This window comes from Flavobacterium sp. CR10 (assembly GCF_055814415.1).
Map to the genome: position 1 here is coordinate 4,538,478 of NZ_CP185985.1, position 14,576 is coordinate 4,553,053.

Genomic DNA, 14,576 nt, shown 5'->3' on the forward strand with positions numbered 1-14,576 from the left:
CAACTATTTTTTTGTTATAAATACTCTTTCCAGTTCGGTATCTAAAACTACTTTGTAAACACCCGGAGCTGCTGGATATTTGGCATTGCCATTTTCTCCCGGAGACATCGTTGCAATTCCATTTTTAATTAATCTCCAAGAAGGATCCCACCATTGGCCTGTGAAAGTTGCTTCTATAGTTCCCGTTAAAGTGTATTCACCCACTAATTGATAAGGATTGCTAGGATTATTAGCTAAGTGTAATCCTTTTTGCACCCAAGCATCCCAAGTATCCCAAGTTGCGCCTTGAATACCGCCACCACAAACACTTACAAACGGTTTTCTTAATGCAGCATCATCATGCCATAAACCATTTGCAATATCTGCCCAAACTTTACTCGTTGGAGTATATTTTTCTGCAGTATATTTTAAAGTATTTGGATTTACTTTTATTTTATAATATCCTTTTGTTGGCAAAATAATTGGCGTTGAAGCAACATCATCTACTAATTCTCCAGAAGCATTTAAACCAAAGCAATGAGGGGCAAAATCAGATTCCTGACCTAAGAAATATACTTCTTTGTTGTCTTTATCGGCGTAATACTTGAATTCGAAATCCTGTCCGCTTTTTTCATGGAAATACATCGGAACACCAACTGCATCTGTAGTAAGATTAGTCCCTTTTGGCTGATCGCATAAATAGATCGCTGGATATTCATTGGTAGCCACGATATTTACGTTTAATGCTCCTGAATTTGGAATCGCAAATTTATCTTTAGCTGTAATTGTTAAAACATAATTGGCAGCCGTTACTGGCAATTTGTACGTTTTATTGAATGTATATGACTGTGGAGATCCTGACAACTGAATCATTTCATCGATTCCTAAAGCTTCGCATTTTACTTGCACATAATCGATTCCTGAATCATCGTTTACCACAAAATTTACTGGCATTTCATTGCTTGTAGACAATAAAATAACTGCTCCTTCTTTTGGTGTAATCATTGTTATGCTAGGAGCCGCAAACTCACCATCTAAACGCAGATTAATCTCTTCGTTTACAACATTGCCTGAAACATCTGTAATAGCTAGTTTAATTTTGAAAGCTTCCGACGTTCCTCTATCAGCAGGAATTTCAAAAAAATAACTCAAATCATACGATTTTAAAAGCGGATTTGTTCCAAAAGAAATTACTTTATCCAGAGATAATTCTGGAATTTGAATTTGTACGCTTTTTAATCCTAAATCGTCTGCAAGCGCAGCTTTAATTTCAAATTTTCTACTCGGAGCTCCATAGATCTCTTTTGTAGAAACTACCACCGTAGGATTATCAGAACTTGGAAATCCTGATTCATTATTTTGGCATCCAGTTGTTGCGAGAAGGCCAAAAAGAGCAAGAAAAAATAAAAATACATTTTTTTTCATTTCTTTAATTTTTGAGGTTAGGTTAGTTAGTTTTTTTCTAAAAGTCAAAGTTTGTTTTTTAATATCGTAGGTTATTCGAGATTGTGCTATTTTTATATGAGGCAGAAAAAATAGCAGTACATCATTATGTGGTCATTTTCATATTGTTTTGAGTTTGGTTACATGGTTAGATATTTCTTTTTTATTTCTTTTTAAGTTTATAATAAGTGCCTTTTTTAAGTAACCCGCAGCTTAAATTAACTGCGGGATGATAAGTAATGTAAACCAACCATTACTGATCTAACATTTAAAGAATGCTCAGCTCTTTAAACAGATAACTAACTATCTTAATTAACACTTATGACCAATAGCAAAACTCTATTTATGATTGCTATTACTGCAAAGAAATGTCTAAATAACACTTCTTATGAGGGGTAAATTGGAAAAAAAAGGAGGTCAAAATTGCAATTAACCATTATTTTGAATCAAATTTTAAAGAGTATTTAAAATCATGGGGGATTTTTTACAAAATATATAATTATTGAATAAATAGCAGTTTTTCACCTAAAACGTTTGAGCTGAATAAAAAAAAATAACTCTTCATTAAAAAAAGAAGCAAATTATGCAACAAAAAAACTTAGTCCATAGCTTATTTAATGATATTCAAGTCAGAATTGAATGACGTTTTATACTTTTTAATATATTCTGAAGGAGTTATGCCAAAAAGTTTTACAAACTGCTGTCTAAAATATTTCGGATCTTCAAATCCAACCTCGGTACTCGCCTGAGTAATATTCATATCTTCAGTCAGCATCAGCATCGCTGCCCTTCTGATTCGCAAAGAACGAATAAAAGCATTTAAGGTTTGACCAGAAATAATTTTGATCTTAGTATAAAGCGTTCTGTGACTCATTCCCATTTCAAGGGCAAAAGTTCGAATCGTGAAATCTTTTTTATGAATATTAGCTTCAACAATTTCGATACATTTTTTTAATATCTCTTGATATTCAACAGGAACTTTCTGGGTATTTTCTTTGAATGTTATACTATCTAAGAAATAGGTTCGCAAATTATGGCGATTTCGCAATAGAGAATCGACTCTTGCTGTGAGAATATCATCATCAAATGGTTTTGTGATATAGTCATCTGCGCCCTCATTAATTCCTTGTAAATGAGTTTCCGGATTTTTAGATGCTGTTAGTAAAATAACGGGAATATGTGATAAAGCGTTATCTTCTTTAATTCTTCGGCACAGCTCTAAACCGTCCATAGCTTCCATTGTAATATCGCTAATGACAAGATCTGGCATATGCTTTTTGGTCATTTTTAAACCTTCTTCTCCATTTTCAGCACTGTAGACTATATAATTATCAGCAAATAACTTAATAAGGTACGCTCTAATTTCTGCATTATCATCAATAATCAAAACAGTTCGCTTATCGCTTAACATAGTCTTCTTAAAATCACTGTCTGCTATTGAAGTCACTGCTGCAGGAATCGGTTCTTCGATTTCATCTGGAATCAATTCATCAAATAATTGGCTTCGCTGCGGTTTTTCATTGGTAATTTCTATATCCTCAAAATGACTGTTTCCTTTTAAAAATGCCAATTTAAATGTACTTCCCTTTCCTTTTTCACTACTGCAGATTACAGATCCTTTATGTTTGTCAACGAAATATTTTACAATATAAAGTCCAATGCCAAAACCAGTTCCAACTGAAACCTTCGAATTGATCTGTTTGAATTTTTCAAAAATAACATCAATATCTTTTTTATCAATTCCATCTCCGCTATCGCTTATCTCAAGAAAAACTTCATCATCATTTTCAGTTACTGTCAAATTGATTTCGCCTCCAATTGGCGTGTATTTAAAAGCATTTGACATTAAATTAAACAGTGAAATTTCAATCTTTTCATAATCCCCAATAATGGTAATTTCGTGCTCTGGAATAATGAAATTATAACTAATCTGTTTTTCCTTTGCCTGATTGACGAAGCATTGATACACTTCATTCGAAAGATTATTTACATCTATTGGAGACAAACGCAAAGAATCGGCATCGTTTTCTGCTTTTCTTAGTAAAAGTAATTGATCTACCAAACTTAAAAGTCTTCTGGCATTTCGATGGGCAATTGCCAAATCGCTTCCAGAAGAACCGTTCTCTACAATTTCTTTTTGAACTGCTTTTTTCAGCGGATTAATAATCAGCGAAAGCGGTGTTCTAAATTCGTGCGAAATATAAGTAAACATAGACGACTGCTTTTCGGCAATCTCTTTTTCTTTCTTGCTTTCAAGCTCTGCGATTTTAACCTTATACTTTAATTTTTCTTTGTTTTTGTTATAATCCAAGTATAAAAACAGTATTCCTCCAATTGCTAAAAGATATAAGGTATAAGCCCACCAGGTTCTATACCAAGGTGGCAAAACTGTTATAGAAACTAAACTGACTTCTTTATTCCATCCGCCTTGAAAATTGGTTGTCTTTACTTTAAAGGTGTATTTCCCTTCTGGAAGCCGTGAATAATTTGCTTTTCGCGCCTGGCCCACATAATTCCACTGCTGATCCCAACCTTCTAAAAAATAGGCATAATTTATCTTATCTGCATTATTGTAGTCTAGCGCCACAAATTCTAGTGATAAAGTGGTTTGATCGTATTCCAGACTAACTTCTTTTATTTTATTAGAATCGATATCAACCTCAGCTTTACTTTCTTCAATCAGTTGATTATTAACGTAAAAATCGGTCAGCAATACATTATTTTTTTGATTCAAACCCTTTATAGCTTGAGGATAAAAAATATTAAAACCGTTTATGCCTCCAAAAAGAAATTCCCCAGATGAAAGTTTTATTCCTGCATTAAAACTAAATTGATTGCTTTGCAGCCCGTCATTTACAGAAAAATTACGGAAAGTTTTATTCTTTTTATCATATCGGCAGATTCCGTTATACGTACTCATCCATAAATTTCCTTCTTTATCTTCTAATAACCTCAGAATGGAATTTGAAGGCAGACCATCATCTATTGTTAATCTTTTAAATGTATTTGTCTTTCTGTCAAATAAAAGCAATCCGCCTTCCTGAGTTCCCACCCAAAGATTTTTGTCCTTGTCTTCGTAAATACATCTGATAGGATTGCCAATTACTTTTTTAGTTATTTTTCGAGTATTCTTTTCAATAGATAAGAGTGAGGTATAATTTCCTGCCCATAGCTTTCCATCGGAAGTTTCGATCATGCATTGCAGGTTATCGATTCTTTTGTCGAAAAGCTCAAAAACATCTTTATTTCGGTTTAAAAGATACAGTGTGCCTTCATTTGTTGAGCTTGCCCAAATATTTGCTTTCGAATCTTTAAAGACAAACCAGATATTTTTTTCAGTTTGTTTGGTATTAGGATTATAGCACGAATATTTTTTTACGCTATTAGCGACCTTGTTTATTTTATTGATTCCTCCCGCCCAAGTAGAAATCCAAATATCATTATTATCGCGAATTATTCCTGTAATAAAATTGCTAGAAAGCAAGTTCCCATAATTCGTATAACTGTTGTTTTTTCTATCCCAATATTTTAAACCCGCACCGTCTGTACCTACCCAAACATTCTTTTTTTCATCTTCGCAAAAAGATAAAATAAAATTATCTGCCGGATCTTTGGCATTATAGCGAATGCTTTTAAAATACTTTGGTGTATCACTAAGCATACTTATTCCGCCACGAAGCGAACCAAACCATTTATTGCCCGATTGGTCTTCATATAAACTCCAAACCGAATTGCTTTTGGCTAATTGTTCGTTATAAGAAAGAAGTTTTTTAGTATTTGGATTTATGTAGAAAATGCCGCAACCGTCTGTTGTAACCCAGATTTTTCCTTTTTTATCTACTAAAACATCTGTAACGCTACATTTATTGGTAAAATAATTTTCGGAAATTGAACCTGTTTTGGTATTCATTAAAAACAAACCTTCATCTGTTCCTAACAAAAGATTTCCATCAGAAGAAAGCTTAATGGCTTTTACTCCTATTGAAAGTGGAAAAACAATTTTTAAGTCTTTAGCTTTATAATTGTAAGAGCAAATTCCAACATTACGCACATACACCCAACATCCTGATTTTTCTTTATTTTCCTGAATTGCAATAGCATCATAATTAGAAATCGTAATTCTGTTTCCTAATGCGTTGAGCGGAATATGTTTTCCTGTGAAAGAACCGTTTTCAAAAGCCAACAACCCTAATTTCTGCGAAGCAACCAAAACCAAATTATCTGACAGGGAGCGCATCTGATGTATAATATCTTGTAGCACTTTAGGTTTATCGTCCCACAGCTTATATTGAACCGTATGAAATGATGCTTTTGTTTTATCGTAAATACAGATTCCGCTAGTTCCTCCTACCCAAATATTATTTCTCGAATCTCCTTCAATATTGTAAATGGTATTGAATAACAGAGATTTTTTATCGTTGATTCTGTTTCTAAAGACTTTAAAATTATATCCGTCATAACGGTTTAAACCATCATAGGTTCCAAACCACATATAACCTTCTTTATCCTGATAAATTGTGATGATGGAATTATTAGACAAACCGTCTGAAATATCAAGAAATTTGACTGGATAATCCTGTGCATATCCTACCAAAGAAAATCCAATTAAGAGTAGAAAATATCGAACAAAACGCTTCAAAATGTACATTATTATATTCGTGTAAAGAGTACAATTATAAGCTAATTTTAGGAAAATTTTAAAAAAAGAAAGCAGAAATGGCAAACATTCCTGCTTTCTAAATGTGATTTTGGGTTTAGTCTTTTTTTTTAATAAACTATTCCCTACTGAGCTTTATTTCTATGCGAATATTTTCACTAGTAAAAAGATAAAAACCTTAATCCAATAAGAACACAATTAATCCTCTAGCACCATGCGCACCAAGAACTAAAGACTGCTCAATGTCGGCTGTTTTTGACGGACCAGCTATGAAGGTTCCAAAACCGTATTCCATGTTTCCAATTCTTTGATACGCTTGCTGCATTGTTGGCAAAAGATCTTTTTTATGAACTACAATAGCCAAATATTGCGCAATGAAAGGCGCAACACGCTGTCCTACAACATCATCTGTAACCCAAAGTCCGCTGTTTTCTGCTACACCAAAATGTGCTTTTACAACTGTTAATTCAACATCTTGTAATGAATGCGGATCAACTGTTTTCCAGTCTAAAGAAGCAATCTCTGAAAGTTCTGGAAGGGTTGTAATCAGTCTTTTCTCCAGATTGTAATTCGATTTTATATAATTGATGATTTCATTATAATCGGCAACTTCTACAGGATCGCCACCTATGCCTTTTAAAACTGTTTTATAGGTTTCTAAAACATCAAATTGTTCAGAACCTAAAAGATTTAAATTGGGCAGTTCTGAAACCAAATTGGGCTGATTTGCTTTTATTCTTTTTAAAATTTCACCTTTACTACTCATTTCCTTTTTCTTTAGATTCTCTCGAATTTTTCTTGTACCATTCTCTAAAAGATTCTTCTGGAACATCTGGCATTTCCCGCTGATCGTACCATTTGTTCATTTTATTATTGACCATTCCTGGAATATTTTTCATTACAAATCGCCCTGATTTTCCAGCAATATTAAAAACAGTCGGATTGGCCAAAACGGTAGCCATTGTTTTCATCGCAATAGTTTTAGCTTTTGGCGTATGCCCTTCTTTTACCAAAACCTGACGCCATTTGTACAATTGATCATGAATATCAATTTTTACTGGACAAACGTTAGTACAAGAACCACAAAGTGTACTAGCAAAAGGCAGATCGGCATTTTTGCTCATATCTAAGTTTGGCGCTAAAATAGACCCAATTGGTCCAGCAACTGCATTATGATAACTGTGTCCACCGCTTCGTCTGTAAACGGGACAAGTATTCATACACGCTCCACAGCGAATGCATTTTAGTGAATTTCTAAAATCTTCTCTTCCTAATTGCGTACTTCTTCCGTTGTCTACAATTACGATATGCATTTCTTTTCCGTCTCTTGGTTTCTTGAAATGGCTTGAGAAAGTCGTAATAGGTTGTCCAGTTGCACTTCTTGCTAATAATCTCAGAAAAACACCTAAATGTTCTCTTTTCGGAATCAGTTTTTCGAATCCCATGCAAGCGATGTGAACATCTGCTAAATGTGCGCCCATATCGGCATTTCCTTCGTTGGTACAAACTACAAATTCTCCCGTTTCTGCAACAGCAAAATTAACTCCCGTTAAAGCCACTTTTCTAGTCAAAAAAGTATTTCTCAAACTCTGGCGAGCTGATTCTGTCAAATATTGCGGATTGAAATTTCCTTTTTCTGTACCTAAATGTTCGTGGAAAGTTTCGCTTACATCTTCTTTCTTTAAGTGAATTGCAGGAAGTACAATATGGCTTGGCGGTTCTTTACGAAGCTGAACGATATATTCACCTAAATCTGAATCGATTACTTCAATTCCTTTTTCGGCTAAATAATCGTTTAAATGGCATTCTTCTGTAAGCATCGATTTGGATTTCACCATTTGCTTTACATCATGTTTCGCCATGATAGAATGTACAATTTCGTTGTGTTCTTTTGCATCGGCAGCCCAATGTACAATTATTCCGTTTCGTTGCGCATTCGCTTCAAATTCGACTAAATAATCATGAATATTAGAAAGCACATTAAATTTTATTTGAGAAGCCGTTTCGCGAAGCAGTTCCCAATCTGCTATTTGGTGAGCTGATTTGTCTCTTTTAGCGCGAACAAACCAAAGCGTTTCATCGTGCCAATTGACACGTTCTACATCTTTATTGAATTTTGCCGCTGCTTCGCTATGCTGTATTATTTTTTCTGATGACATTTTCTACTATTTAAAAGTCAATTTTGAAATGTTTATCATTGGTATGCTTTATTTAACCGCAAAGTCCGCAAAGGAAAAAGCGCAAAGTTCGCAAAGATTAAAATTAACTTTGCGAACCTTGCGTAAAACTTTGCGAACTTTGCGGTTAAATTTTATACTCAACATCTGTTCTTAGTTTTCGAGTGAATTTAATATTTCTGCAATATGGATGGTTTTAATTCTGCTTTTTTGTCTTTTTAGAATTCCATCCAAATGCATTAAGCAAGACATATCACCTCCTGTAATATAATCCACATTATGACTTTCGTGATCTTTAATACGATCTTGTCCCATTTTTACAGAAACTGCTTCTTCAGTCACACAGAAAGTTCCACCAAAGCCACAGCATTCATCTTTTCTGGTTAGAGCAACCAAATCAAGGTCTTTTATACTGTGCAATAATTGTTCTGGTTTAGAGAAAAATGGTGCGTTTAATTCTGACATTTGCGAAAGCTTCAATCCACGCTGACCGTGACAGCTTACGTGCATTCCAACTTTATAAGGAAATCTTCCGTCAATGTGATCGATTTTTAAAACGTCAGTTATAAATTCTGTAAGTTCATAAACTGTATTTCGAATTGCTGTTGCCTTCTCTTCCTGTTTCTCGTCATGCAAATGGTCTTTCACATGCAAAACACAACTTCCAGAAGGACAGACTATATAATCAAATCCAGAAAAATTGGCAATAAAATTGGCATCGCATCCTTTTGTCAAATGTGCGTAACCGCTATTTGCCATTGGCTGTCCGCAGCAGGTTTGTCCCATCGGAAATTCGACATCACAACCTAATTTTTGAAGTAATTCGTAGGTTGCGATTCCTACTTTTGGGTAAAATTGGTCGACATAACAAGGTATAAAAAGTCCAATTTTCATATTGTAGTATTTAGTGTGTTGTTCATTAGGCGTGTACTGTAAAAATGTAAAAAATACGTTTCTCAGCAAATTTACAACATACAGACCTTTTTTACCTAATGTTTATAGAATTTCAAGTCAATTAAATCGTTCTGAATTGGTTTTGGATTCCAGTTTTCATGAATTGCCAATGCCGCACCCAATGCACTTGCCTGCGCCATCGAAGCCGCATAAACCTCAACATCTGGAAAAGCTTCTGCCAATAAATTCATGTAAATAGAATTTTTACTGAATCCGCCATCCACAAAAATCTTTTTTACTGGACTATTTTGAACTACCAAATTAGTCGAGAAAAACTGCTGTTCTACCAAATCCAACATTAATTGATGATAGGCTGTTTCGTAATCTTTAAACTGCGATAAATCTCTCTTTTGAAAAGGACATTCATTTAAAATATCAAAATCGTATTTCTTTGGATAGAAAATCTGATAATTCAGCGAACGTAAATTGGCTGTGATTTTTTTATCAAAATAAACCTCTTTATAAGTATCAATGGGAACTTTGAAATGTTCTGCCAATCTTTTTGTTTGCACTTCATGCTCATTACCAGCAAATAAACGTGCCGCTTTAACAGGTTTATTTGTGTATTGCATATAACACAAACAGTCGTGTTGCAACTCTTCAAAAGTCAACGGCTTATTATTAAAAGGATTTAGAGAAATACTCCAAGTTCCTGTTGATAATAAAACGAAAGGTTCTGTAAAGTTAATCGTGTATGGAATTATAGCCGAAGAACTGTCATGAAGCCCTGTTCCGATAGCTAATCCATCTTTTGTTTTTATAACGTCTTTGCCGTAATAAATTGGAGGCAGTTTAGCATCGATTCCTTCATTCTTCAACCATTTATGATATTTCATTTTCTTGAAATTCCATAAATTGGTATGGCAGCCAATGCTTGTAATATCGGCGTAAGCTTCATTGGTTAAAAGAAAACTTAAAAACTGTGGAAGATGAAGACAGTATTTTACTTTTTCAAATAATTCAGGCTTTTCTTCTTTCAACCTGTAAATCTGCATTCCAGAATTCAGACTTCCTAAAACTGGCGAAGCCGTTTTTACAGCAAACTTCTCTTCTCCCTTATATTTTTTATAAAAATCAGATTTTAATTCCTCTGGATAATCTTTTAGATAATTATACAGAGGAGTTAAAACTTTTCCGTTTTCGTCTATATAAACAAAACTTGCTCCGTAAGTGCTGAAATTGATGGCTTTTAAAACATAATCAGTTAATTCTTTTATTTCTTCTAAGCGATCTAAAACCCATTTTTGAAGAACCTCTATATCTTCGCAAGGAAAACCATCTTCGTCTTTTGTTTCCACAAGATTAACTGATTTTTCCCAGACAATTTTATAATTTTCATTAAATAAAAAAACCTTTTTGTTTGTTTTACCAATATCAAAAATCGCAACTACATTCATTTTTTTAAATTGTAAATTGTTAATTATCAATTGTCAATTCAGAGTTGACAATTCATAATTTATAATTATAATCCCGTTGCCATTGTTTTTAAACCTCTTTCTTCGATAAGATTTTGTCTTACCTGAATAGAACGATATAATGCTACCGGATTTAAAGCTGCTCCAGAACGAAGACGAGCTTCAGCAACTAACGCGCGAACATCTGTACGGAAAGCATTCTGAAGAATTTCCTGTGCTTTTACTACATCATTTTCTTCTTGAGCTTGTTCTAATGCTTTTCTATCAACAGAAAGTGCTTGAGCGTAAGCAATCATAATTGCTTCAACAGATTGCAATAAATCTTCTAAAGGATCTTTAATATTGTGAGAAGCATCAATCATCCAACCTAAATCTTTGGCGTGATTCATTCCTCTTGCGTCCATTCCTTCTACTAATTCATTAAAAATCAAGAATAATTGGTATGGTTTTAATGCACCGGCAGTTAAATCGTCGTCTCCATATTTTGAATCATTAAAATGGAATCCACCTAATTTATTTTCCATCAATAATAAAGAAACAATTTGCTCGATATTGGCATTTGGTAAATGATGCCCTAAGTCTACCAAAGTCTGTGCTTTGTCTCCTAATTTTTTCACATACGAATAAGATTGTCCCCAATCTGCTACAGTTGTAGAATAAAAGTTAGGTTCAGCGCATTTGTATTCTAAGAATAATTTCCAATTTGAAGGTAATGCATCGTAGATTTCCTCTAAACTTTCTAATGTATTTTGATACGCTTTTCTAAAATTTAATTGTCCTGGAAAATTAGAACCGTCTGCCAGCCAAACTGTCAAAGATTCAGATCCTAATTCGATTCCGTGTTTAATTACTTCTATGTTGTGAGCAATTGCCTGTTTGCGAACTGCTTTATTCACGTTTTGTAAAGAACCGTATTTGTAAGTATGTTCTGCACTAGCTTGATCTTGAAAAGTATTTGAGTTCATTGCATCAAACTTCAAACCGTGCTGTCCTGCTAATGTTTTGATTGCATTATAATCTGTTGGAATATCCCAAGGAATATGAAGTGAAATTGCCCCAGAAGCATTGTTTAATTTATGAAGCAATCCAACGTCTTCGATTTTTTCTTCTAAAGAACGAGGTTCACCTCCACCTGCAAAACGTCCAAATCTAGTTCCTCCTGTTCCTAAAGCCCAAGATGGAATTGCGATTTGAAAGTCAATTAATTTTTGAATAATCGCTTCTGTATCATTAATTTCTGATGCTGTAAAAACTAATTTATTTTGGTGTTTCTTAAATAAATCTTCGTTATGAGATTCAATGTGGTTTGATGAGATTAACATAGTTATTTATTCTTTAATAGAGTTTACAATATATAAATTTTATATTTCTAGTATATTTTTTTAACATGCATTGCCTAAATTTGGGGACGCGGATTTTACGGATTCGCTATCGCGAAGACGCTGATTGACACAGATTTTTTGTTTCACGCAGATTTAAAAAGATTCTAGCAGAGAACGCAGATCTTTTCTTTAATCATCTCAAATTAAAAATCTCTTAGATCTGCTTAAATCAGTCTAAATCTGCGTGAAATAAAAAATCCGCATTTTTCCGCGTTTTCGCGATAGCGAATCTGCGTCATCTGCGTTCAATATGCCATAATTGCTGAACTCTGGTTGTACTTCACTTTTTTGTTAAGTTTTCTTTGTTAAAGCGAATGTTATATGCTAAAAAAATCTAACGTTCGAAAGAATCGAACGCTAGACCACAAAAAACCACTTTTGCTTAAACAAACTTATATAAAAACCTAAACAATCTTTATCTATAAAAGCCCATTGCTACGCCGCCGTCTACGTTTAAGGCGTTTCCTGTAGATTTATTCAAGAAACCTCCAACAAACGCAAAACAAGCATTTGCGATATCATCAGGCAATATGATTTCATTTAATAGCGTACGTTTTGCATAGTAAGCCGGAAGTTCTTCAACTGTAATTCCGTATGCTTTTGCACGACCTTCTGCCCATCCTCCAGACCAAATGTTTGAGTCTGAAATTACAGCATCAGGATTTACTGTGTTTACACGAATTTTATCTGCTCCAAGTTCTGCAGCCATTAAACGTGTTAAGTGCGCTTGAGCCGCTTTTGCCGAACCATAACCAGGATTATTCGGACCAGCGACAACAGCATTTTTAGAAACGATATTTACAATATCTCCTCCAAAACCTTGTTTGCGCATTACTTCGATTCCCGCTTTAGAAACAATAAATTGTCCTTTTACCAAGATATCGTATAATCTATCCCATTCTTCTAAAGTGTGTTCTGCGATAGATTTTGAAATACTGATTCCCGCATTGTTCACCACAATATCAACACCACCAAAAGCTAAAGAAGCTTCGTCTAATGCTTTTTCTGTGCTTGCTTCGTCAGTTACATTCAATAAAGTGCTAGAAACTGCATCTTTTCCAAATGCTTTAACAAACTCAGCAGATGCACCTTGCAAACGCTCTTCGTTAATATCGTTAATTACAACACAAGCACCTTCTTGAGCAAATTTCTTAGCGATAGCTTTACCAATTCCGCCGGCAGAGCCTGTAATCAAAGCTACTCTTCCAGATAATGCTTTTGGTTTTGGCATACGCTGTAATTTAGCTTCTTCCAATAACCAATATTCAATGTCAAAAGCTTCTTGGTGCGGTAAAGAAGTATATTCTGAAACTGCTTCAGCGCCTTTCATTACGTTTACGGCATTGATGTAATACTCAGATGCTAAACGCGCCATTGTTTTATCTTTAGCGAAAGTGAACATTCCAACTCCAGGATATAAAATCACAACAGGGTTTGGATCACGCATTGCTGGCGAATTTGATTTTTTACATGCATTGTAATAGTCTTTGTACATTGCACGGTATGCTTCAAAAGCTGGAGTTAATTTTGCTTTAACTGCCGCAACATCTGATAAATCTTCGTTTGGATCTAATTCTAAAACCAAAGGACTAATCTTAGTTCGTAAAAAGTGATCTGGACAAGATGTTCCTAATGGAGCTAATTTCGATAAATCATTAGAATTAATAAATTCTAAAACTCTTTCATCGTCTGTATAATGACCAATCATTTGGCGCTCTGATGAACAGAAACCTCTTAAAATCGGAGCTACTTTTGCTGCTTTCAATTTACGATCTGCCTCTGGAAGACTGTCAATTTTCTTTCCTCCAAAAACTGGACGCGTTTTTCCATAATTATCTTCTAAGTAAGAAGCACATTTCTCGATTACTTCCAGCGTATTGATATAACTATCAAACGCAGTATCTCCCCAAGTAAATAAACCATGAGAACCTAACATGATGCCGCGTAGTTTTTTACCTTTTTTTTCTGCTTCTTCTAAACAAGCTCTCAACTGAAGACCAAGATCAAATCCTGGACGCTGCCAGCCTACCCAGCCAATTTCTCCGTTGAATAATTCTTCTGTGATTTTCTTTCCATCTTTCGCAGCAGCGATAGCAATTGCCGCATCCGGATGCAAGTGATCGATATGTTTGAATGGAAGAAAACCATGCAAGGGCGTATCAATAGAAGGCGCTTTTGACGCTAAATCGAAAATACAGTGGTTGAATAATTCTACCATTTCATCTTCAAACTCAATACCTCTGTAAACATTTTCAAGATTACGAAGTCTGTCCAAATACAAAGCTGCACAACCTGATTTTGTCAACGTTCCAATGTCACCGCCAGAACCTTTAATCCACATTACTTCAGAAGATTCTCCAGTAAGAGGATCTTTGTCTGTAATTTTTACAGAAGTGTTTCCACCGCCATAGTTGGTCAATCTTAAATCAGCCCCTAGCAAGTTAGAACGATAAATAAAAAGCGCTACTTCATCACCTGCTAATGCTGCTGCCTTAGCCTCATCCCAAAGGTAGCTTACATGCTTAAAATTCATATTATTAATTGTGTTTGTATTCGACATATAGTATTT

General features: G+C 34.5%; 8 protein-coding genes. All 8 read right to left on the reverse strand.

From position 1 onward, the window contains the following. Positions 1-3: 3 nt before the first annotated feature. The gene (locus ACNRYB_RS19070) at positions 4-1,404 is read right to left on the reverse strand and encodes a hypothetical protein (protein ID WP_129748192.1); all 1,401 of its coding nucleotides are present in this window, start codon (positions 1,402-1,404) and stop codon (positions 4-6) included. A 628-nt stretch (positions 1,405-2,032) separates the two neighbouring features. Further along, entirely contained in the window at positions 2,033-6,070 is a 4,038-nt protein-coding gene (locus ACNRYB_RS19075; RefSeq protein ID WP_473728360.1) for a hybrid sensor histidine kinase/response regulator transcription factor, read from the reverse strand. A gap of 187 nt (positions 6,071-6,257) precedes the next feature. Further along, positions 6,258-6,845: a LutC/YkgG family protein gene (locus ACNRYB_RS19080; RefSeq protein WP_473728361.1), complete on the reverse strand. Its 588-nt coding sequence runs from the start codon at positions 6,843-6,845 to the stop codon at positions 6,258-6,260. Beyond that, positions 6,838-8,238: a lactate utilization protein B gene (locus ACNRYB_RS19085; RefSeq protein ID WP_473728362.1), complete on the reverse strand. Its 1,401-nt coding sequence runs from the start codon at positions 8,236-8,238 to the stop codon at positions 6,838-6,840. Before ACNRYB_RS19085 ends, ACNRYB_RS19080 begins: the two co-directional genes overlap by 8 nt. A 171-nt stretch (positions 8,239-8,409) precedes the next feature. Continuing rightward, positions 8,410-9,150: a (Fe-S)-binding protein gene (locus ACNRYB_RS19090; protein WP_354590673.1), complete on the reverse strand. Its 741-nt coding sequence runs from the start codon at positions 9,148-9,150 to the stop codon at positions 8,410-8,412. Positions 9,151-9,245: 95 nt separating this feature from the next. Further along, the gene (locus tag ACNRYB_RS19095; RefSeq protein WP_473728363.1) at positions 9,246-10,607 is read right to left on the reverse strand and encodes an FGGY-family carbohydrate kinase; all 1,362 of its coding nucleotides are present in this window, start codon (positions 10,605-10,607) and stop codon (positions 9,246-9,248) included. A 65-nt stretch (positions 10,608-10,672) separates the two neighbouring features. Further along, positions 10,673-11,947: a sugar isomerase gene (locus ACNRYB_RS19100; protein WP_473728364.1), complete on the reverse strand. Its 1,275-nt coding sequence runs from the start codon at positions 11,945-11,947 to the stop codon at positions 10,673-10,675. 475 nt (positions 11,948-12,422) lie between these two features. Then, positions 12,423-14,567 carry a bifunctional aldolase/short-chain dehydrogenase gene (locus tag ACNRYB_RS19105; protein WP_473728365.1) on the reverse strand — a complete coding sequence of 715 codons (2,145 nt, stop codon included), beginning with the start codon at positions 14,565-14,567 and terminating at the stop codon, positions 12,423-12,425. Between the last annotated feature and the right edge of the window lie 9 nt (positions 14,568-14,576).